Source organism: Pseudomonas sp. MPDS (assembly GCF_013283895.1).
Taxonomy (GTDB): domain Bacteria; phylum Pseudomonadota; class Gammaproteobacteria; order Pseudomonadales; family Pseudomonadaceae; genus Aquipseudomonas; species Aquipseudomonas rhizophila.
In genome coordinates this window covers 4,833,619-4,852,944 of the sequence record NZ_CP054128.1, presented here as the reverse complement: position 1 = coordinate 4,852,944, position 19,326 = coordinate 4,833,619, and the positions used below count along the sequence as shown (strand labels likewise).

The following is a 19,326-nucleotide window of genomic DNA, read 5'->3' as shown; positions in this document are numbered from 1 at the left end:
CCTTCATTTTCAAGAGGACATCACCATGCCTGCACCTTCTTCCGCGAAACCGCTGTACCGCATCGACGAATGCCCCGACCTCATGGCCGACGGTTGCGTCGGTGACGAGCAGGGCAATCTCGTCTTTCTCTCGATCTGGGCGCGCGACACCGCCGTTCAGGAGTTCCTCGCCCGCCTGACCCTCGGCCGGGACGAACAGGGACTCGATCAGTTCCACGTCATCACCGAGCAGGGCGCATCCATCCCGGTCTTCGTCGGCAACGTCGAGAACCTGGAAAAGCGCATCACTCGCGCCTACCGGCGAACGTTGTTCGGTTCGTTGACGAACGTGTGGCTGTTCGATCGTCGCTGCGTGAAGCCAGACAAGGCCAACGCCAGCGCGCTGGCGCTTCTGCCCAGGGATTCCGCTCACCGGCTCGACCGGCTGTGGACGTTGGTGCAGGACACCTGCCCGCTGCCACTGCTCGACCACTGGCGCGACACCGTGCTGGAGCTATTGCAGACACGGCGGATGCTGACCGGTCTTCCCTTGGCCCTCGGGCCGCTGGAAGGCCATCGGCTGGCCCTCGATGTCCCGGCGCTGACGAAGGCGCTGGGCGAGCTGATCCGCAACGGCACCCTCGGCGCCACGCAGTACGAACTGGCCGCGAACGCACCGCTTCTGCGTGTGGCGTGAGCCATCCCCACGGGCATGCGCGCCGCGCGTGCCCGCCTTCCCTCATCCATCATCAGGAGAAATCCATGGCACTCATGTTTCCGCGCCTGGCGCGCAATTTCATTCGTAACGGCTACTTCCCCACCGACGAGCCGACGCTGGAGCGGGCCTTGTCCGCACTGGCGCCGTCTCCCGGCTCCATGTCCATCCTTGATCCCTGCGCCGGCGAAGGCGTGGCGATCGCCGAAGCCGCCCACGCCCTCGGGCGCGAGCAGGTCCAGGCCTTCGCCGTTGAGTACGACGCCGAGCGTGCCAGCCACGCACGGCAACTGGTCGATCGCTGCATCCACGGTGACCTGATGGACACGCTGATCTCGCGCCAGTCCTTCGGGCTGTTGTGGCTGAACCCGCCGTATGGCGACCTGAGCAAGGACGTGAACGGCAACATCGGCTATCAGGGCCAGGGCCGTGCGCGGCTGGAAAAGCTGTTCTATCAGCGCGCGCTGCCGCTGCTGCAATACGGCGGTGTGCTGATCTTCATCGTGCCGTCTTACGTGCTCGACCCCGAGCTGGTCGGATGGCTGACGCGCCACTTCGCCGACCTGCGCATCTACCGTGCGGTGGAAACGCAGTTCAAGCAGGTGGTGATCTTCGGTCGCAGGATTCGTCAGCGCGACCAGGCATCGGATTCGGTCAAGGCCACCCGCGGTCTGCTGCTGCAGATCGGACAGGGCGACGCCGAAGCCGAGGAACTGCCGCTCGAATGGCCGTTCCTGCCGTACACCGTCCCTGCCAGCCCGGCCGAGCCGGAGCACTTCTATCGCGTGACGATGGAGCCCGAGCAGTTCGCCGATGAAGTCGGCCGGCTGCAAGGACTCTGGCCGGCGCTCGATACCCACCTGGGCGCCGCGCAGCAATCGCTGCGTCCGCCCGCGCGGGCCTTGTCGCACTGGCATCTCGCCCTGGCTCTGGCCGCAGGCGCGATCTCCGGCGTGGTGAAGTCCAAGAGCGGGCGCGTGCTCGTCGTCAAAGGTGATACCCACAAGGAGAAGACCCTCCAGACGGAGTACACCGAGCGCGACGACGGCTCCGTGGCCGAGACGCGCATCCTCACCGACAAGTTCGTGCCGGTCATTCGTGCATGGGATTTGACGCTGGGCTCGCCCACGTGGGGCGAAGTGCTGACCATCCGCTGATCGCTGTTCCCTGACGGTTCGCCGTCGCTTTCATCCACCCACCGGGGTCACGTTGCCCCGATGGGGTGCCGTGGCCCGCTTTTCCGAAAGGAGAAACCACCATGGCACTCGCAATCCTCAACCTCGCGTCACAAGCACGCTTTTCGCCCGGGCAAGTGGTCATGACCGCCGGCGTCGATGAGCTGGTTCGACAAGGCCGGCTCAACCCCAGCTCGTACCTGCGCCGCCACATCAGTGGCGATTGGGGCGACTTGAGCGACGGCGATCGGCAACTGAACGACGCCGCGCTGAAGTCCGGCGAAGATCGTCTGTTCTCGTCCTACCAGGTCACGCGCGACCTGAAGCTCTGGATCATCACCGAATGGGATCGCAGCGTCACCACACTGCTGCTGCCCAGCGAATACTGATCCACATCCAGCGGTCTCGCACCGCTTCTTTCTTCCCACCCAGGGGCATGTCACCGCCCCGTGGGGGAGGTGCATGCCCCATTGCTTTGGAGCATCACCATGTCCCTCGATCTCGAAACCGTTCCCGAAACCGCTGTGCAGGGCGACCTGCTCGAAGCGGCCGCTTCACCCCTCACACTCAGCCTGCAGGACTTCGTGTCCGAGTTCGGCGACGAACTGCTCGACTCACTCAACCGCGCCAATCCGCCGGTCTACACCGGCCAGGTGCGGGTGCATCGGCAACTGATCCTCGCCGCGCTCAAGCGCAAGCTGTTCCCGGCGCAAGCCGATGTGGTCCATGCCGTCACCGAGCTACTGATCGACCGCGGCGAACGCGCCGCGATCGTCAACGGCGAGATGGGCTGCGGCAAGACGACCGTCGGCATCGCCACGGCCGCCGTGCTCAACGCCGAAGGCTACCGTCGCATCCTGGTGCTCTCGCCACCCCACCTGGTCTACAAGTGGCGGCGCGAAATCCAGGAGACGGTGGCCGGTGCCAAGGTCTGGGTGCTCAATGGCCCGGACACGCTGGTCAAGCTGCTGAAACTGCGCGAGCAGTTGGGCGTGCCAGCCCAGGACCAGGAGTTCTTCGTCCTGGGCCGCGTGCGGATGCGGATGGGGTTCCACTGGAAGCCTGTCTTCGTTCGGCGGCGCACGCCTCACGGCGACGTGGGGGCCTGCCCGGCTTGCGGGCATGTCATCACCGACCTGGACGGCGAGCCTGTCAACACCATCGATCTCGAAGCGGAAGAGTCCCGCCGCAAATGCAGCCACTGCACCTCACCGCTGTGGACGCTGATCCGTCCCAGAGGTCTGTCCGCCAGCGACCAGTCCTCGACCGTGCTCAAGGCACTGAAGCGTATTCCAACCATCGGGGAAGTCACCGCGCAGAAGCTGATGCAGAAGTTCGGTGACGCCTTCCTCGCGTCGATGCTCGGGGACAACATCCACGAGTTCATCAACCTGATGGATGGCAACGGCGAGCTGGTCTTCTCGGACCGGCAAGCCCACCGGATGGAACGCGCGATGGCCAACATGGAGTTCGGCTTCGGCGAAGGCGGCTACCAGCCGTCCGAGTTCATCAAGAGACAGCTTCCCCAAGGCACGTTCGACCTGCTCATCGCCGACGAGGCGCACGAGTACAAGAACGGCGGCTCCGCACAGGGCCAGGCCATGGGGGTGTTGGCGGCCAAGGCGCGCAAGACGCTGCTGCTCACCGGCACGCTGATGGGCGGCTACGGCGACGACCTGTTCCACCTGCTGTTCCGAGCCCTGCCGGGGCGGATGATCGAAGACGGCTACCGGCCGACGAAGAGCGGCAGCATGACGTCGGCCGCGATGGCGTTCATGCGCGATCACGGTGTTCTGAAGGACATCTATTCCGAGAGCACCGGCATGGCGCACAAGACGGCCAAGGGCACCAAGGTATCGGTGCGCACGGTCAAGGCGCCGGGCTTCGGTCCGAAGGGCGTGCTGCGTTGCGTCCTGCCGTTCACGGTCTTCCTCAAGTTGAAGGACATCGGTGGCAACGTGCTGCCGCCCTACGACGAGGAGTTCCGCGAAGTCGCGATGGACACGGCGCAGGCCGCGGCCTACCGCGATCTGGCGGGTCGGCTGACCCAGGAGCTGAAGCAGGCCCTGGCGAAGCGCGACACGACGCTGCTCGGTGTAGTCCTCAACGTGCTGCTGGCCTGGCCGGACTGCTGCTTCCGGTCGGAAACGGTGGTGCATCCGCGCACGCGCAACACCTTGGCGTTCGTGCCGGCTCAGTTCAACGAGCTGGAAGTGATGCCCAAGGAACGCGAGCTGATCGAGATCTGCAAGCAGGAGAAAGCAGAAGGGCGCAAGACCCTGGTCTATTCGGTCTACACCGGCACGCGCGACACCACGTCGCGTTTGAAGGTGCTGCTGGAGCAGGAAGGCTTCAAGGTGGCGGTACTGCGCGCGAGCGTGGATGCCTCCCGCCGCGAGGACTGGATCGCCGAGCAGTTGGACCGCGGCATCGACGTGCTCATCACCAACCCGGAGCTGGTGAAAACCGGCCTGGACTTGCTGGAGTTCCCGACCATCGTGTTCCTCCAGTCCGGCTACAACGTGTATTCGTTGCAGCAGGCCGCCCGGCGCTCATGGCGCATCGGCCAGAAGCAGCCGGTGCGCGTGATCTACCTCGGCTACGCCAACTCCTCGCAGATGACCTGCCTGGGGCTGATGGCCAGGAAGATCATGGTCTCGCAGAGCACCTCGGGCGACGTACCCGAGTCGGGCCTGGATGTTCTGAACCAGGATGGCGATTCCGTCGAGGTCGCCCTGGCCCGGCAGCTTGTCACGGCCTGATCCATGTACCCATGCCGGCGGCCCCTCGGGGTCGCCGGCTCCTTTCCACGGCCCTTCGGGGCCGTTTTTCTTGGGCGTATGACAGTTCATGGCGCCGCCCCGCCATGTATTCGGGCGGGCGTCAGTGCGTTTTGTTTGCTGCCCGCAGGCCAAGCGGCGGCGATGGTGAGCGCTCCGTGTTCCAGGGAAGCGCCCTCCATGCAACCATCCATCCGCGCTGTTCACCGCCTGGCCCTCGCCGCTGGCTTGCTGGCCGGCAGTCTGTTGGCCGCCGGCTGCGCCACGACCGCCGCACCGTCTGCGCCAGCGGTGCTGGCCGCTTCGCCAACCGCCGTCGCGCCGGAGCCGGGTTTTGTTCCGGTGGCCCGCTATGGCCGCTACACCCTGGTCGAGCTGGTGCCGGAACCTGCGCAGCGTGATCTCTTGCAACAGGCGGTGGAGGTCTCGATTCCGCCCATGCTCGATGCCAGCGTGGGTGACGCCATGCGCCATGTGCTCCTGCGCTCCGGCTACCGGCTCTGCGATGCGGCCGAAGCCGCCACCCTCTACGCGCTGCCGCTGCCTGCCGCACACCTGCGCCTGGGCCCGCTGATGCTGCGCGATGCCTTGCTGACCCTTGCCGGCCCGGCCTGGGAGCTGTCGGTCGATGACTTGACCCGCCAGGTCTGCTTCAGCCGGCACGGTGCTCCCACCTTCCTTTCCGCCAACCCGCCCGGCACCGCCACGCCCGTACCGGACGCCGACCGGCCCGGGGAGATGCAGCCATGACCTTTCCCCAAGCGCCATCCGAGCGCAATTCCCGCACGCGCTGGCTCAAGGTCGCCGCGGCCTTCTGGCTGGTCCTCATCAGTGCCGTGGCACTCGTCAACAGCGTCGGCCTGTCGCGGCTCGCCGAACAGACCCAGAGCAGCGCACAGGATGCGCAGGTCAATGCGCTGGGCCTGCGCGTGGCCGATCTCGAACAACAGGCCGATGCGGACAAGCGCCGGCCGGCGCCGATCAGCCAGGCCGAATTCGCCACCGCGCGGCAGGCGCTGGACGAACGGATGACGCGCCTCGAAGAGGCGGAGGAGGCCAGGGCCCTGGCCGTCGACCTGCAGACGCTGCAGGCGCGCGTGAACGGAATCGAAACCCGCCTGGAGAAGGCCCGGCAGGTGGCATCCGCCGCTCGCCCGCGCATTCCGGTTGCGACGAAGCCCAAGGTGCCGGAGCCGCCATTCCGGGTGCTCGGCGTGGAGCTACGGGGAGGCGAGCGCTTTCTGTCGATCACCTCCACCGCTGCGGCCTCGCTCGCGGGCGCCCGGCTGCTGCGCGAGGGCGATGCCGAGGGCGGCTGGCAACTGCAATCCATCGAGGCGCAGGCGGGCGTATTCCAGGTGAATGGCCAGACGCAGCGCGTTGCGGTGCCGTAGGAGGTCGCCATGAACCTGCGGCCGTTGCTCGCTACCGTCGTTCTGTTCGCCGCTTTCGGCGCATCCGCCCAGCCGGCCCCGGTGACGAACTCGCGCATGGTGCCCGCCCAGGTGCAGCCGGGCGCTGATGCCGCGCTCGACGAGAGGCAGGCGCGGGAGTGGGGGCTTCAGCCCGAGGAGTGGGCACGTTACCGCCAACTGATGCAGGGGCCGCTCGGGGTCTATTCGCCCCAGCTCGATCCGCTCACGGCGCTGGGCATCGAGGCCCGCAGCGACGAGGAGCGCAGGCGCTACGCGGAGTTGCAGGTGCAGGCCGAGGCCCAGCGCGTCGGCAAGACGCTGGCCTACCAGCGCGCCTACGACGCGGCGTGGCAGCGCCTGTTTCCCGGCCAGCCGCGCGTGAGCCTGCCCGGCGCCAAGGCGCAGGGTGCCGGCAACACCGGCTCCGGGCGCCTGGCGGTCTTCGTCAAGGCCGACTGCGCACCGTGCGCGCAGCGCGTGCAGCAGTTGCAGGCGGCCGGCACGGCCTTCGATCTCTACATGGTCGGCAGCCGTCAGGACGACGCGCGCATCCGGCAGTGGGCCACCCAGGCGGGCATCGACCCGGCCAGGGTGCGCGCCCGCACCATCACGCTCAACCACGATGCGGGACGCTGGCTGTCGCTCGGCCTGCCCGGCGATCTGCCGGCCGTGGTGCGCGAGGTGAACGGCCAATGGCAGCGGCAATAGGTGCTCCGGGCCGGGAGCACCGGCCGTCCCGCGTCGCCATCCGCTGCACCAGCGCCGCGCTGCTGCTCACCACCGTCGGCTGGGCGCTGGCCGCCCTGGCGCGGGAAGTGCCGCCGCCGGCCTATCAACTGGCGGCGCATCGTGCAGACGTGCCGGCGGCCGTGCTGTACGCGGTGGCCTTGCAGGAGAGCGGCGCCATGCTGCGCGGGCGCCTGATCCCCTGGCCGTGGACGCTCAACGTCGCCGGCTCGCCACAGCGCTACGCCACCCGCGTCGAGGCCTGCGCGGGGCTGCACCGTGCGCTCGCCCACACGCCGGCCAATCGCATCGACGCCGGCCTCGGCCAGGTCAATCTCGGCTACCACACGCATCGCTACACGCAGCCCTGCGAGCTGCTGGACCCGTACCGCAACCTCGCCATCGCTGCGGAAATCCTGCGCGAACAGCACACGCCGGGCGAGGACTGGCTGCTTGCCATCGGCCGCTACCACCGGCCCGCCGGCGGGGCACCCGCGGCGCGATACCGGCGCAGTGTGCATCGGCACCTGACCCGCGTACTCGACCCCGGCGTTCCCGTTCCAACTCTCCAGGCCACCACGCCATGAACCACACCGTCCTCATCGCCGCCATCGGGCTGCTGTCCACGACCACCATCTTCGCCCAGACCGTCTCCGGGCCGCTGATCGTCGTCGAAGACCGCGGCGGCGACTCCGCGCTGCCGTACTACCAGTCGCTGAATCCTCAGCCGGATCAGGCCACGCCGCCGGCCCCGATGCCGACCCCTCGCGCGGGCAACACGGCCGACGCCGAAGCCGCCATGCTGCCGGTGCGCTCGACGCAACTGTCGCCGGGCGAGGTGCAGCGCCGCGTCATCCGGGCGCCGGGCCTGACGGCGCTGTTCCTGATCGGCGACGACGAGCGTTCGCGCGCCTGGCTGCGGCAGCGGCAGGCGGCGCTGCGAGAGCTGCAGGCCGTGGGCCTGGTGGTCAACGTGGAGTCGATGGCTGCGCTGACGGCGCTGCGCAGGCTGGCGCCCGGCCTGATCCTGTCGCCGGCCTCCGGCGATGACCTGGCCCAGCGCCTGGGCCTGCGCCACTACCCGGTGCTCATCACGGCCACCGGTGTCGAGCAGTAGGTGCGCAAATGGCCCAACCGCATGCGGTCGAGGTCTTGCTGCGGCCAGCGGTGGAGCTTTATACCGTGGCGGTCTGCACCGGCGCCGCGATTCTGTGCCTGGTGGCACCGTGGTCGCTCGCGCTGAACCCGCTGCTTGGCCTGGGCTCGGCGCTGGCCTTCCTGACCTTCGGCGCGATTCGCCTGCGCGATGCCTGGGCGATCCTGCGCTATCGCCGCAACATCCGCCGCCTGCCGCGCTACGTGATGACCAGCCGCGACGTGCCGGTGAGTCAGCAACGGCTGTTCGTCGGCCAGGGCTTTCGCTGGGAACAGCGGCACACGCACCGGCTGATGCAGACCTATCGGCCGGAGTTCCGCCGCTACGTCGAGCCGACGGCGATCTACCGGGCCGCCCGGCGGCTGGAGGAGCGGCTTGAGTTCGCGCCGTTTCCCGTCTCGACGCTGGCGCGCGCGTTGGCCTGGGACAGCCCGCTCAACCCGGCGCGACCACTGCCGCCGGTCGGCGGACTGCCACGCCTGCATGGCATCGAGCCGCACGAGGTCGACGTCACCCTGCCGCTGGGCGAGCGCGTCGGCCACAGCCTGGTGCTGGGCACCACGCGCGTGGGCAAGACGCGGCTGGCCGAGCTGTTCATCACCCAGGACATCCGCCGCAAGGTCCGCGGCGAGCACGAGGTGGTGATCGTCTTCGACCCCAAGGGCGATGCGGACCTGTTGAAGCGCATGTACGTCGAGGCCAAGCGCGCCGGGCGCGAAGGCGAGTTCTACGTCTTCCATCTGGGCTGGCCGGACATCTCGGCGCGCTACAACGCGGTGGGCCGGTTCGGGCGGATCTCCGAGGTGGCCACGCGGATCGCCGGGCAGCTCTCCGGCGAAGGCAACAGCGCCGCGTTCCGCGAATTCGCCTGGCGCTTCGTCAACATCATCGCGCGCGCCCTGGTCGAGCTGGGGCAGCGGCCGGACTACCTGCTGATCCAGCGCCACGTCATCAACATCGACGCGCTGTTCATCGAGTACGCCCAGCACTACTTCGCCAAGAACGAGCCGAAGGCCTGGGAGGTCATCGTCCAGCTCGAAGCGAAGCTGAACGAGAAGAACATCCCGCGCAACATGATCGGGCGCGAGAAGCGCGTGGTGGCCCTCGAACAGTACCTGTCCCAAGTGCGCATCTATGACCCGGTGCTCGACGGCCTGCGCAGCGCCGTGCGCTACGACCGGACCTACTTCGACAAGATCGTCGCTTCGCTGCTGCCGCTGCTGGAGAAGCTCACCACCGGCAAGATCGCGCAACTGCTCGCACCGAACTATTCCGACCTGTCCGACCCGCGGCCGATCTTCGACTGGATGCAGGTCATCCGCAAACGCGCGGTGGTCTACGTGGGGCTGGATGCGCTGTCCGACGCCGAAGTCGCGGCGGCGGTGGGCAACTCGATGTTCAGCGATCTGGTCTCGGTCGCCGGCCACATCTACAAGTTCGGCGTCGACGACGGGCTGCCCGGCGCCGCGGCGGGCGCCAAGATTCCGATCAACGTCCACGCCGACGAATTCAACGAACTCATGGGCGACGAGTTCATTCCGATGGTCAACAAGGGCGGCGGTGCCGGCGTGCAGGTGACGGCCTACACGCAGACCTTGAGCGACATCGAGGCCCGCATCGGCAATCGTGCCAAGGCCGGCCAGGTGGTCGGCAACTTCAACAACCTGTTCATGCTGCGCGTGCGCGAGACCGCCACCGCCGAGCTGCTGACGCGACAACTGCCCAAGGTCGAGGTGTACGCCACGGCGCTGATGAGCGGCGCCACCGACAGCTCCGATCCGCACGGCAATACCGCGTTCACGTCCAACACCCAGGACCGCATCAGCAGCAACAGCGTGCCGTTGATCGAGCCGGCGCATGTGGTGGCGCTGCCCAAGGGGCAGTGCTTCGCGCTGACCGAGGGCGGCAACCTCTGGAAAGTCCGCATGCCGCTGCCTGCGCCCGACCCCGACGAAGCCATGCCGAAGGATCTGCAGGAGCTGGCCGGCTACATGCGACAGCACTACGTCGAGGCAGGAGACTGGTGGGAGAACCAAGGCATCCCCGGCCTGCAGGACAAGGCGCTGCCCGACGACCTGCTGGACGACTTCAAGCAGATGGCCGCGGCTGAAGAGGCCGAAGCATGAGCGATCCGGCCGTCGCGGCCCAACGCCAGCAGCAACGACAGCAAGGCCTGATCGCCGGCCTGGTCACGCTGCCGTTCCGCTTCTTCGGCGTGCTGTGCGGCGCGCTGCTGCTGTGCATCCTGATCGAATGCGTCGGCATGCACTTCTTCTGGCCCGAGCAGGGCTGGCGCCACGCGCAGGGCATGCTGCACTACGAGCTGGATCAGCTTTCCACGCATTTCACCCGCAGCGCGCTGGTGCAGGAGCCGGGGCGCACCGCGCACCGGCTGGTCGAGCAGGGCTACGACTGGCTGTTCGTGAAAAGCGGTCTGCTGGACTGGATACGCGACGCCTCGGCGCAGGCCAGCGCCGGCAGCCATCGTCCGACCAAGGATTTCCGCTACTACATCGGCTTGGTCTATGTGAACGTGGAGAGCTACCTGATCGCGGCGGCCTATACGACGCTGGTCTTCCTCGTGCGGCTGCTGGTGCTGTGCCTGACCCTGCCGCTGTTCCTGATGGCCGCCTTCGTCGGGCTGGTGGACGGCCTGGTGCGCCGGGACATCCGCCGCTTCGGCGCGGGACGCGAGTCGGGGTTCATCTATCACCGCGCCAGGGCCAGCCTGATCCCGCTGGCCGTGCTGCCGTGGGTAACTTACCTGGCATTGCCGGTCAGCGTGAACCCGCTGCTGATCCTGTTGCCCAGTGCCGCATTGCTCGGCGTGGCGGTGTGCATTGCGGCGGCGACGTTCAAGAAGTACCTGTAAGAACGCGCAAATGGCGCATAAGAGTCACCCCCTTGCGGTCTTGGCCGTGATCGCTTTTCAGCGGCGCCTGCTTCGCCCCGGCCATGGCAGTTCTCCCGTCAGTTCGGCCAAGCCCCCATCGTCTTCGACACGTGCGCCGAAGCGGTTCACCTCAACCTCCGGCAAATCGTCGCCGTCGAACCATAGCAAGGAGATGGTGGTATCGGTGCGCTGGTAATGTCTTGAAAGTTCCCAGAGGTCAAGGCCCTTTTCCCAGTTGTCGAACCAGACGTCCTGTGAAACTTCCCCCGTCTCAGTGGCGCTATTCCCTGAAGAGCGGATTCGGTGAGCCACGGAGCCTGCTGGAATGACCGACCTGGGAGGTATCCAGGCCCCTGCTTGCCGCAAGGCCGTTGAGCGTGCGGCATACCGCACCGCACCGCGCTCCATGGTCACGAATGCGCACGGCATATAGCTAAGACTGGCAAACCTTGACGCCGCTGCAGGGAATGATGTGCCGAACAAGTCGGCCATGTGTTGGATGAGATCCAGGGAGGGCTCTTCCTTGGGAATAGCGGAGAGCCATTGCTGATAGGGCATCAGCAGTTCAGCGGCAAACGTGTCGCAGGCGATCTCGTTCGGATGTCGCTTTGCATAGGACCATGACGGCACCTCGTCGTGACTTGATTCCAAGTCGAGCACGATATGAGCTACTTCGTGGCAGACAGTGAAGCGCTGGCGCTCTTCGGTTTCCAGCGAATTCACCGTGATGATGTGCTTCCCGTTCGGCTTGGTAATGGTATAGCCGGACTCCCCATCGCCAAGCTCATCCTTCTTGACCTTGGCGTTAGCCGCGTTCACATACGGGGACAGGTCTTCTCGGATGTTCGAAACATCGACTCTCGCGACAAACGCGCGCGCTCTCTGCCTGACATCCGCCTCGTCCATGTTCAGTCGTCCTCGTCGTCGTCAAAGGCCTTCTTGATTCGGGCGATGAGCGTCGCGGGATCAGGCCTTGCATTTCCTCGATGCCTGACTCCAGCCGCGGCCGAAAAAACATCGATGCTGATCGAGGGATCTTGTAGCACGAATTCAACAAGGCTTGGATCAGCATCTGCGTGGTCAACCAGCCACATCACGAGTGCGGCATCTCTTTCCCCCGGCTTGAGAACCTTCAATAGCTTCTCCACCAAGTCTTGGGATGGGTTTGTCTTCTCGCCTGTTTCGAGACGGTGGACATAAGCATGATCAACTGACGATAGCTGGCCGATCTCACGCAGGGAAAGGGTTCTGCGTTCGCGTAGCGTCTTGAGGGCGACGCCTAGGCCTGTTTGCGGCATGAGTTCTTATCCTTGCGGTTGCGGGAAGAAGGGCCAAGCCCTCTGTTGCCCCTCCACATCCGGTTGATGTTCAAAGGCGCACACCGCACGCCCAGTTGCACCGGCGCACGCGCTCTGATACATTGTTGTCCAGCCAGACAACAGATGTAGGTTTTACGCCTTCTCCAGGTTGGATTGGCTCGGCCTTCCTGTTGTCTGCGTGAGCAACGAATTGTGCTACAGCGGGCGGCCGTTGACAACCTAGCCGAGCGGCTGGGACTTCGATAGTTCCACTGTAGGAGAGTCATCATGGCAGGCAAGAATCAGCATGTTGTTCCTCATCAGGACGGTTGGGCCGTGAAGGGAGCCGGCAATCAGCGGGCGACCTCCGTGCACGACACGCAGCAACAGGCCATTGACGCAGCGAGGGATATCGCACGCAACCAGCAATCCGAACTCGTCATCCATCGTCCGGATGGCCGTATCCGTGACAAGGACAGCCACGGCAACGACTCCTTCCCGCCGAAGGGCTGAAGTGCCATGACGGGTATCCCTACCTACCATGTGCTCGCCCTGTCAGGGGGCGGTTATCGCGGCCTGTACACCGCCACGGTTCTCGCCGAACTCGAAACCGTGCTGGGCCGTCCGATCGCTTCGCACTTTGATCTGATTTGCGGCACATCGGCAGGAGGGATGCTGGCTTTGGGGCTGGCTGCGGAAATTCCGGCCTACGAACTCAAGGCACTGTTTGAAGAACAGGGCAGCCGCATCTTTGGCTGCCGCAGCCTGCCGCGGCGGCTTCTGGGATTCTGGCTGACCGCAAAGCATGACTCAGCGGGATTGAAAGAGGTACTGACCGAGCGCTTCCAAGGGACCACGATAGGCGACCTGAAGCATCGTGTTCTTGTGCCGGCAGTCAACTATTCGACGGGACGCGGGCAGTTCTTCAAGACACCGCACCATCCGTCCTTTGAGCTGGATCACCGCATGAAGGTCGTTGATGTGGCGTTGGCGACAGCCGCCGCGCCCGTCTACTTTCCTCTGGCGCGCAACGACCGCGGTGTCTTCGCGGATGGGGGGCTGGTGGGCAACGCCCCGGGCCTGTTCGGGTTGCACGAAGTCAGGACGTTCCTGGCGCCGAAGCAGGATGCGCTGGTTCGGGTCCTCGCCATCGGCACGATGACCATCGGTGCGACCGTTCGTGGCGGCGCCAGCCTCGACCGCGGATTCGGCAAGTGGCGCGGGGGACTCTTCGATCTCGTGATCTCCGCCCAAGAGTCGTCGGTGGACTACATGCTGCGGCAGGCGTTGGGCAACAACTACTTCCAGATCGACGACAAGGCGACGCCGGATCAAAGCAAGGACGTGAAGGCGCTGGATCGGGTTTCCATTGGCGCCACGAATACGCTCAAGGATCGCGGCAACCACGCGGCGCAGCGTGCGCTCGGCGATCCTCTTTTCCAACCATTTCGAGCGCACCATGAATCGCCCCTAGTTTCGTAGACACCTCCAAGCCTCATAATGAGGCCCAACAGGAGGTGCCATGAGCAACCAGCGTTACCCCGAAGAATTCAAGATCGAAGCGGTCAAGCAAGTCACCGAGCGCGGTTTGCGCGTTGCCGATGTGGCGGAGCGTCTAGGCGTGTCCGCGCACAGCCTGTACGCCTGGGTAAAGCGCTACAGCAAGCCCCAAGCACAGCGGCAGCAGGTAGATGATCAACAGGCCGAGCTGCGTCGCTTGCGCGCGGAACTCAAGCGGGTGACCGAAGAGCGAGACATCCTAAAAAAGGCCGCCGCGTACTTTGCCAAGGAGTCCGGCTGAAGTACGCCGTCATCAGCAAGCTGTCGGTGGAGTACCCGGTACGGCGTCTCTGCCAGACCCTACAGGTACATCCCAGCGGTTACTACGCCTGGCTGGCCGAGCCGAAATCCGCACGCGAGAAGGAAGATCAGCGCCTGCTCGGATTGATCAAGCATGCCTGGCTGGAAAGCGGCGGGGTCTACGGCTACCGCAAGATCCACGACGACCTGCGTGAGCTGGGCGAGTCCTGTGGCCGGCACCGCGTGGCTCGCCTGATGCGGGTGGAGGGGCTGCGTTCGCAGACCGGTTATCGTCGGCGCCCCGGCTATTACGGCGGTAAGCCGACGGTGGCTTCGCCCAACCGCCTGGAGCGGCAGTTCAAGGTCAGCGAGCCGAACAAGGTCTGGGTCACCGACATCACCTACATCCGCACCTATGAGGGCTGGTTGTACTTGGCGGTGGTGCTGGATCTGTTTTCGCGCCAGGTGATCGGCTGGTCGATGAAACCACGGATGTGCAGCGACCTGGCCATCGATGCGTTGCTGATGGCGGTCTGGCGGCGCAAGCCCAGGCAGGAGGTGATGATCCACTCCGACCAGGGCAGCCAGTTCAGCAGCTCGGACTGGCAGAGCTTCCTAAAGGCCAACAACCTAATCAGCAGCATGAGTCGACGCGGCAACTGTCACGACAACGCGGTCGCGGAAAGCTTTTTCCAGTTGCTGAAGCGGGAGCGCATCCGACGGAAAACCTACGGCACTCGCGAAGAAGCCCGCAGTGATGTGTTCGATTACATCGAGATGTTCTATAACCCCAAGCGCCGGCACAGCAGCGCTATGCAGCTGTCGCCAGTGGAGTTTGAAAAGCGTTATTTCCAGAGCTTGGAGAGTGTCTAGGAAAGCCGGGGCGATTCAAAGGTCGCGCATGACTCAGTTCTCAAGCAGATCAACGACAGCACGCAGAAGCTTGAATCGCTCCTTCAAGATGCTTCCAGAGTTCCATTGACTCCCCACCAGATCAAGGGGCTCGACGAACGATTCACCAAGCAGTCAGACGCGATCAGGCTCGAAAGCCTCGACAAGGTAGCAACCGCTGTTGAGAGAGGGCTCAACACAGAAATCGGTGAGATCAAAGATGAGATCGGCGATTGCGAGAAGGAAATTGAAGCACGCTTTGCCGATTTCAAACGGCAGTGGCCAATGGATGCTGTGGACATGGACACGAGCCTCGCCAGCGCAGCGGACTTTTTCGCCAAGTTGGTTCGACTGGAAACGGATGGCCTGCCCGCCTATGAGCAGCGATTCTTCGAACTGCTGCAGAACCAAAGCCACCAGAATCTGGCGGCACTGTCCACCTACCTGAACGATGCGCGCAAAGCCATCCTAGAGCGGATGGATCTGGTCAACGACAGTCTTGGCCAGGTGCCGTTCAACCAAAGCGCCAATCAACGTACCTATCTCCACATCGACGCCAGTGACCGGCAGCTTGTCGACGTCAAGGAGTTCAAGCAGGAGATCCAGCAGGCACTTAGCCATGCGTGGACGGAGGATCGCGAGTTTGCCGAGGCGCGGTTCCTGGCCCTGCGGCGACTTGTTGATCGACTCGCCAGTCAGGACCCCGAGCAGAAACGCTGGCGCGAGACTGTGCTCGACGTTCGACAGCATGTTGAGTTTATCGGACGGGAGATTGATGAAAGCGGCGTGGAGGTCGAAATTTACCGCAGCGGTGCTGGCAAATCAGGCGGTCAACGGCAGAAGCTGGCCACCACGTGCTTGGCCGCAGCCCTGCGGTATCAGCTGGGAGGGAACGACCACGGCGTGCCGATGTATGCGCCCGTCGTGCTTGATGAAGCCTTCGACAAGGCCGACAACGAGTTCACCGCTTTGGCGATGAACATCTTTACCAATTTCGGATTTCAAATGGTGGTCGCTACGCCGCTGAAGTCCGTCATGACCCTCGAACCATTCATCGGTGGCGCCTGCTTCGTAGATATCAGCGACCGGCGGGTGTCAGGCGTCCTGTTGATCGAGTACGACGGTGACCGCCAGCGGTTGAAGCTGCCGGAGCACGCTCGAGAGGAGGCTAGCGTTGAAGCTTCCTGAAGATGTTTGGCAGTTTCTTGCCCGTCGCTTTCAGAGCAAACACCGCGAGTGGTTGATCGGTGATGCTGGCGAGAGCCAATGGCCGCTGGAAGTTCCGCTCGGCATACCGACGGAACAGGCTGCGCTAAGGCAAGTCGACGGCGTTCGCGCTTGGGTGAGTGCATGGCAAGGCTGGCAAGGAGTCGGCACCCTGTCCTGGTGTGAGCGCCGGTGGAAAGCGCTTGGCGTCCAGCGACTGCCTGAGAAACTGGCGTTACGAGGCCCTGAAGATGTTGCCCTGTGGATTGGGGAATCCGCACGGTGGGTGCGTGCCCAGTCTCGCTATCAGACGCTCACTGCTCGCTGGCCGGTACTGGCGCAGCAGTTGCCGAGATATTTTGATGTCCTCGCTGACTACGGCGATGCCGATTTTAGTCGGCTGGCAGAGATGCTGGATTGGATCAGTCTCAATCCGAAATCGAATCTCTACCCACGACAAATTCCGGTTGCCGGGGCCGACAGCAAGTGGCTGGATTCTAGAAAGGGCCTCATCTCTGACTTGGTTGCGACGCTCCAGGGTGACCCGACAGGAGAGCGCGACTTTTTTAGACGCTGCGGTTTGAGGGCACAGCCGCAGTTAATGCGCATGCGCGTTCTAGACCCAGAGCTGAGAGCCCGTTTGGGCGGTCTTGGCGATATCTCTGCTCCTTGTGAGGAGGTGGCAAGCATTGGCATACGACCAAAGAATGTCTTCGTTGTTGAGAACCTTCAAACCGGACTTGCCTTTGATGACCTGCCAGGGGCGGTTGTGATCATGCGATTGGGTTACGCGGTTGACGTTTTGGGACAGCTTCCATGGCTACAACAGGCGCAATGTATCTACTGGGGTGACATTGATACGCATGGCTTTTCCATTCTTAATCGAGCCAGAACATACATCCCTAGCCTGAAGACTGTGCTCATGGATGAGTCAACGCTGATGAGTCATCGTGATTTATGGGTCGAAGAGAAAGACCAGCACTCTTCCACAGAACTCCCACTACTCAAAAGTACCGAACAAAAGCTCTATCAGTCGATCAAGGGAAATGCCTGGGGTCAACAAGTCCGCCTCGAACAGGAGCGGATACGCTGGGATGTGGCGTGGAATGCCATACAGGCCAGTATTCGATGACCCAGGATCGGGAGGTCAGTCGTGAATGGAAATCGATGGGACCAGCCGGGCGTGCCCCACAAGGGATGGCACTGCGTGGATGTCGTCGATCTGCGGGCCGACGGCGAGCCGGCAGACGAAACCGATTACGCGACCTGCCAGATGTGCGGCAACGAGAAGATCCGCTACGTCCACATCATGGAGCACCCGGATCTGGACGAGACTTTCGAAGTCGGGTGCGTCTGCGCCGAGAAGATGAGCGGCGACTACGAGGGGCCGAAGCGGCGTGAGGCCAAGCTGCGCAACCGCGCCGTCCGACGCACTCGATGGCTACAGCGCAAGTGGCGGGTCTCCGCCAAGGGCAACAGCTTTCTGAATGTCGACGGCCATAACCTCGGCGTGCATCCGACGAAGACAAAGCGATGGGGATATCGGATCGACAGCCGTTTCAGTGCAAAGACCTATGCCTCCAAGGACGAGGCGAAGCTGGCGCTGTTCGATGACTTCTGGGCGGCGACCCAGGATGACGAGCGGTTGTGGGCTAGCGACTGAGCAAGGAAATAGTTTGATGGTCGAAGCGGGTAAGGAGGGATTGCTTGCCCTGCTACGTGACAGTAGATAGAGCGTTGGCTAGCAGATCAAGCAACACTTCTGAAATACGGTTGACCACCGGTTCCGTTTGATTGCGGCGCGAGCCGAGCAAGGGACACAGCATCAAGGCCATTCGCTTCACTTGGGAATGGCACGATGGGACAGACCAACCGCCGCGCATCCGCCTGGCCTTCGCTGGCCGTGCTGCTGGCCGTGTCGCTCTCGGCCCTGCAACCCGCCATTGCCGAGGACACTCCGGAGCGTGAGCAGATCGCCGCGCTCGCCCGCCAGCTCAATCTGATCGACCGCCTCGCCGAGCACGCCGCCGGTACCGCTCCGCAGGAACGCGCCCGCTACCACTTCGACTACGCCCGATTGCGTGCCGACCTGAAGCGCGTTCGCGCCGGCCTGCAGGACTACCTCGTGCCCCAGCGCGCCCAGCCGCGCGATCCCGTCCCGCTGGCCGGCGACTACGTCCGCCGCGACCGCGCCGACGACGAGGAGCCGTCGCCATGACGCCCTCTGCCGATCAGGTCGCCGCCTTCCAGGCCAACGGCGGCTTTGCGCCTTCGGCCGTCGCTGCCGTGGTGCTGGGCTTCGTGTTCGCCGTGTTGCTGCTGTGGGGCGTGTGGGCTATGCGCACCGCCTACGTCGGCTGGGCCGAGCACCGCATCACTGAACGTCAGTTCCTCGCCGTCGTCGTGCGCTTCGTGGCGATGTACCTGGTGCTGACCTTCTTCCTCCTCTCCTGACCGTCACGAAGGGCCATACGCCATGAACACTCCAACGACATCCCATCGCATTCCGTCCCGCATCGCCGCTCCGCTGCTGCCGCTGGCGCTCGCGGGCCTGCCGCTGTCGGCCTTCGCGCAGGGCCTGCCGACCATGGAGGACCCTTCGCGCGGCCAGGGCAGCGGCATCCTGCAGACCTTGCAGAACTACGGCTACGACATCGTGCTGCTGATCGCGCTGCTCGTGGTCGCATCGATGTTCGTCGGTGTCTGCTATCACGCCTACACGCGCTACTCGGAGATCCACACCGGCCGCGCCACCTGGGGCCAGTTCGGCCTGACGGTCGCCGTGGGCGCGATCCTCCTGGTGGTCGGCATCTGGCTGCTCACCAAGGCCACCGGCGTGCTGTGAGGGCGGCAAGCGATGGCCGTCCCTCCGGAGACCCCGCAAGACACGCTGGTGACCTTCCTGCCGCACCGGCTGAACCGCCAGCCGGTGGTCGTGCGCGGGCTGACCGCCGACGAGTTGTGGATCTGCGCCGGCCTGTCGGCCGCAGCCGGATTCGCGCTCGGCCTGCCGCTGGCCTGGCTCACGCACAGCATCGCCATGGTGCCGACGCTGATCGTCGCCGGCATCGCGCTGGGCGTCTTCGTCGGCGGTGGTTTTCTGCGCGCGCAGAAGCGGGGCCGGCCCGACACCTGGCTGTACCGGCAGCTCCAGTGGCGGCTGGCCCTGCGGCACCCGGCGCTGGCGGCGCTCCTGGGCGGGCAGCGCCTCATCACCCGCTCGGGCTACTGGACTACCCGGCGCAACGCCGATCGAGGTGCGCCATGAGCGCGCCCGCACGGCCGCCCGAAG

At 64.6% G+C, this 19,326-nt stretch carries 23 protein-coding genes; 21 read left to right on the top strand and 2 right to left on the bottom strand.

Features of this window, described 5'->3' with window-relative positions:
- Positions 1-25 precede the first annotated feature (25 nt).
- The 11 genes from HQ912_RS21370 to HQ912_RS21320 all read left to right on the top strand — a co-directional run bounded on the left by HQ912_RS21370 (position 26) and on the right by HQ912_RS21320 (position 10,818).
- A complete protein-coding gene (locus HQ912_RS21370) occupies positions 26-676 on the top strand; it encodes a hypothetical protein (RefSeq protein ID WP_059390742.1) in 651 nt (216 codons plus the stop codon).
- Between the two features lie 65 nt (positions 677-741).
- Positions 742-1,851: a DUF6094 domain-containing protein gene (locus HQ912_RS21365; protein ID WP_059390743.1), complete on the top strand. Its 1,110-nt coding sequence runs from the start codon at positions 742-744 to the stop codon at positions 1,849-1,851.
- 101 nt (positions 1,852-1,952) lie between these two features.
- The gene (locus tag HQ912_RS21360; RefSeq protein WP_059390744.1) at positions 1,953-2,258 is read left to right on the top strand and encodes a hypothetical protein; all 306 of its coding nucleotides are present in this window, start codon (positions 1,953-1,955) and stop codon (positions 2,256-2,258) included.
- A gap of 99 nt (positions 2,259-2,357) precedes the next feature.
- Positions 2,358-4,631, top strand: a complete 2,274-nt coding sequence (locus HQ912_RS21355; protein WP_059390745.1) for a helicase-related protein — start codon at positions 2,358-2,360, stop codon at positions 4,629-4,631.
- Positions 4,632-4,829: 198 nt separating this feature from the next.
- Positions 4,830-5,399: a PilL N-terminal domain-containing protein gene (locus HQ912_RS21350; RefSeq protein ID WP_059390746.1), complete on the top strand. Its 570-nt coding sequence runs from the start codon at positions 4,830-4,832 to the stop codon at positions 5,397-5,399.
- Positions 5,396-6,043 (top strand): hypothetical protein, encoded by a 648-nt coding sequence (locus HQ912_RS21345; protein WP_059390747.1) that lies wholly within the window; start codon positions 5,396-5,398, stop codon positions 6,041-6,043. The genes HQ912_RS21350 and HQ912_RS21345 overlap by 4 nt, the downstream gene beginning before the upstream one ends.
- A gap of 9 nt (positions 6,044-6,052) precedes the next feature.
- The gene (locus HQ912_RS21340) at positions 6,053-6,772 is read left to right on the top strand and encodes a TIGR03759 family integrating conjugative element protein (RefSeq protein WP_016851990.1); all 720 of its coding nucleotides are present in this window, start codon (positions 6,053-6,055) and stop codon (positions 6,770-6,772) included.
- On the top strand, positions 6,757-7,377 hold the full coding sequence (locus tag HQ912_RS21335) for a lytic transglycosylase (protein ID WP_013982131.1): 621 nt from the start codon (positions 6,757-6,759) through the stop codon (positions 7,375-7,377). Before HQ912_RS21340 ends, HQ912_RS21335 begins: the two co-directional genes overlap by 16 nt.
- Entirely contained in the window at positions 7,374-7,907 is a 534-nt protein-coding gene (locus HQ912_RS21330; RefSeq protein WP_003141015.1) for an integrating conjugative element protein, read from the top strand. Before HQ912_RS21335 ends, HQ912_RS21330 begins: the two co-directional genes overlap by 4 nt.
- 8 nt (positions 7,908-7,915) lie before the next feature.
- Positions 7,916-10,072 (top strand): type IV conjugative transfer system coupling protein TraD, encoded by a 2,157-nt coding sequence (traD, locus tag HQ912_RS21325; RefSeq protein ID WP_023094212.1) that lies wholly within the window; start codon positions 7,916-7,918, stop codon positions 10,070-10,072.
- Positions 10,069-10,818: a TIGR03747 family integrating conjugative element membrane protein gene (locus tag HQ912_RS21320; RefSeq protein WP_003141008.1), complete on the top strand. Its 750-nt coding sequence runs from the start codon at positions 10,069-10,071 to the stop codon at positions 10,816-10,818. The genes traD and HQ912_RS21320 overlap by 4 nt, the downstream gene beginning before the upstream one ends.
- Positions 10,819-10,875: 57 nt before the next feature.
- Here HQ912_RS21320 and HQ912_RS21315 read toward each other — a convergent pair whose 3' ends face one another.
- Entirely contained in the window at positions 10,876-11,745 is an 870-nt protein-coding gene (locus HQ912_RS21315; protein ID WP_173407265.1) for an ImmA/IrrE family metallo-endopeptidase, read from the bottom strand.
- Positions 11,746-11,747: 2 nt separating this feature from the next.
- Positions 11,748-12,137, bottom strand: coding sequence for a helix-turn-helix domain-containing protein (locus tag HQ912_RS21310; RefSeq protein ID WP_017462926.1), 390 nt, complete (start codon positions 12,135-12,137; stop codon positions 11,748-11,750).
- Between the two features lie 288 nt (positions 12,138-12,425).
- Between HQ912_RS21310 and HQ912_RS21305 the strand changes: the two genes are divergently transcribed.
- The 10 genes from HQ912_RS21305 to HQ912_RS21260 all read left to right on the top strand — a co-directional run bounded on the left by HQ912_RS21305 (position 12,426) and on the right by HQ912_RS21260 (position 19,302).
- Entirely contained in the window at positions 12,426-12,650 is a 225-nt protein-coding gene (locus HQ912_RS21305; RefSeq protein ID WP_023093135.1) for a DUF2188 domain-containing protein, read from the top strand.
- Between the two features lie 6 nt (positions 12,651-12,656).
- Positions 12,657-13,619, top strand: a complete 963-nt coding sequence (locus tag HQ912_RS21300) for a CBASS cGAMP-activated phospholipase (RefSeq protein WP_173407264.1) — start codon at positions 12,657-12,659, stop codon at positions 13,617-13,619.
- A gap of 40 nt (positions 13,620-13,659) precedes the next feature.
- Positions 13,660-14,810, top strand: a protein-coding gene (locus tag HQ912_RS21295) for an IS3 family transposase (protein WP_085990600.1) whose coding sequence is annotated in 2 segments (ribosomal slippage) — positions 13,660-13,897 and positions 13,897-14,810 — 1,152 coding nt in all. Because the reading frame shifts where the segments join, the coding sequence is not laid out codon by codon here.
- 105 nt (positions 14,811-14,915) lie between these two features.
- Positions 14,916-16,016 carry an SbcC/MukB-like Walker B domain-containing protein gene (locus HQ912_RS21290; protein WP_260990048.1) on the top strand — a complete coding sequence of 367 codons (1,101 nt, stop codon included), beginning with the start codon at positions 14,916-14,918 and terminating at the stop codon, positions 16,014-16,016.
- A complete protein-coding gene (locus tag HQ912_RS21285) occupies positions 16,003-17,166 on the top strand; it encodes a Wadjet anti-phage system protein JetD domain-containing protein (RefSeq protein WP_023094198.1) in 1,164 nt (387 codons plus the stop codon). Before HQ912_RS21290 ends, HQ912_RS21285 begins: the two co-directional genes overlap by 14 nt.
- A 75-nt stretch (positions 17,167-17,241) precedes the next feature.
- Positions 17,242-17,697, top strand: coding sequence for a hypothetical protein (locus HQ912_RS21280; protein ID WP_017462909.1), 456 nt, complete (start codon positions 17,242-17,244; stop codon positions 17,695-17,697).
- A 195-nt stretch (positions 17,698-17,892) separates the two neighbouring features.
- Entirely contained in the window at positions 17,893-18,252 is a 360-nt protein-coding gene (locus tag HQ912_RS21275; RefSeq protein WP_044305282.1) for an RAQPRD family integrative conjugative element protein, read from the top strand.
- Positions 18,249-18,488: a TIGR03758 family integrating conjugative element protein gene (locus HQ912_RS21270; RefSeq protein ID WP_003294214.1), complete on the top strand. Its 240-nt coding sequence runs from the start codon at positions 18,249-18,251 to the stop codon at positions 18,486-18,488. The genes HQ912_RS21275 and HQ912_RS21270 overlap by 4 nt, the downstream gene beginning before the upstream one ends.
- A 22-nt stretch (positions 18,489-18,510) precedes the next feature.
- Positions 18,511-18,879: a TIGR03745 family integrating conjugative element membrane protein gene (locus HQ912_RS21265; protein ID WP_003294215.1), complete on the top strand. Its 369-nt coding sequence runs from the start codon at positions 18,511-18,513 to the stop codon at positions 18,877-18,879.
- A 12-nt stretch (positions 18,880-18,891) separates the two neighbouring features.
- Positions 18,892-19,302: a TIGR03750 family conjugal transfer protein gene (locus tag HQ912_RS21260; RefSeq protein ID WP_010792126.1), complete on the top strand. Its 411-nt coding sequence runs from the start codon at positions 18,892-18,894 to the stop codon at positions 19,300-19,302.
- Positions 19,303-19,326: the final 24 nt, after the last annotated feature.

Excerpts from the sequence above, each read along its gene's own strand:
- HQ912_RS21370 (WP_059390742.1), top strand. The coding sequence starts at position 26 with ATGCCTGCACCTTCTTCCGCGAAACCGCTGTACCGCATCGACGAATGC.
- HQ912_RS21365 (WP_059390743.1), top strand. The coding sequence starts at position 742 with ATGGCACTCATGTTTCCGCGCCTGGCGCGCAATTTCATTCGTAACGGC.
- HQ912_RS21360 (WP_059390744.1), top strand. The coding sequence starts at position 1,953 with ATGGCACTCGCAATCCTCAACCTCGCGTCACAAGCACGCTTTTCGCCC.
- HQ912_RS21355 (WP_059390745.1), top strand. The coding sequence starts at position 2,358 with ATGTCCCTCGATCTCGAAACCGTTCCCGAAACCGCTGTGCAGGGCGAC.
- HQ912_RS21350 (WP_059390746.1), top strand. The coding sequence starts at position 4,830 with ATGCAACCATCCATCCGCGCTGTTCACCGCCTGGCCCTCGCCGCTGGC.
- HQ912_RS21345 (WP_059390747.1), top strand. The coding sequence starts at position 5,396 with ATGACCTTTCCCCAAGCGCCATCCGAGCGCAATTCCCGCACGCGCTGG.
- HQ912_RS21340 (WP_016851990.1), top strand. The coding sequence starts at position 6,053 with ATGAACCTGCGGCCGTTGCTCGCTACCGTCGTTCTGTTCGCCGCTTTC.
- HQ912_RS21335 (WP_013982131.1), top strand. The coding sequence starts at position 6,757 with ATGGCAGCGGCAATAGGTGCTCCGGGCCGGGAGCACCGGCCGTCCCGC.
- HQ912_RS21330 (WP_003141015.1), top strand. The coding sequence starts at position 7,374 with ATGAACCACACCGTCCTCATCGCCGCCATCGGGCTGCTGTCCACGACC.
- traD (WP_023094212.1), top strand. The coding sequence starts at position 7,916 with ATGGCCCAACCGCATGCGGTCGAGGTCTTGCTGCGGCCAGCGGTGGAG.
- HQ912_RS21320 (WP_003141008.1), top strand. The coding sequence starts at position 10,069 with ATGAGCGATCCGGCCGTCGCGGCCCAACGCCAGCAGCAACGACAGCAA.
- HQ912_RS21315 (WP_173407265.1), bottom strand. The coding sequence starts at position 11,745 with ATGGACGAGGCGGATGTCAGGCAGAGAGCGCGCGCGTTTGTCGCGAGA.
- HQ912_RS21310 (WP_017462926.1), bottom strand. The coding sequence starts at position 12,137 with ATGCCGCAAACAGGCCTAGGCGTCGCCCTCAAGACGCTACGCGAACGC.
- HQ912_RS21305 (WP_023093135.1), top strand. The coding sequence starts at position 12,426 with ATGGCAGGCAAGAATCAGCATGTTGTTCCTCATCAGGACGGTTGGGCC.
- HQ912_RS21300 (WP_173407264.1), top strand. The coding sequence starts at position 12,657 with ATGACGGGTATCCCTACCTACCATGTGCTCGCCCTGTCAGGGGGCGGT.
- HQ912_RS21275 (WP_044305282.1), top strand. The coding sequence starts at position 17,893 with ATGGGACAGACCAACCGCCGCGCATCCGCCTGGCCTTCGCTGGCCGTG.
- HQ912_RS21270 (WP_003294214.1), top strand. The coding sequence starts at position 18,249 with ATGACGCCCTCTGCCGATCAGGTCGCCGCCTTCCAGGCCAACGGCGGC.
- HQ912_RS21265 (WP_003294215.1), top strand. The coding sequence starts at position 18,511 with ATGAACACTCCAACGACATCCCATCGCATTCCGTCCCGCATCGCCGCT.
- HQ912_RS21260 (WP_010792126.1), top strand. The coding sequence starts at position 18,892 with ATGGCCGTCCCTCCGGAGACCCCGCAAGACACGCTGGTGACCTTCCTG.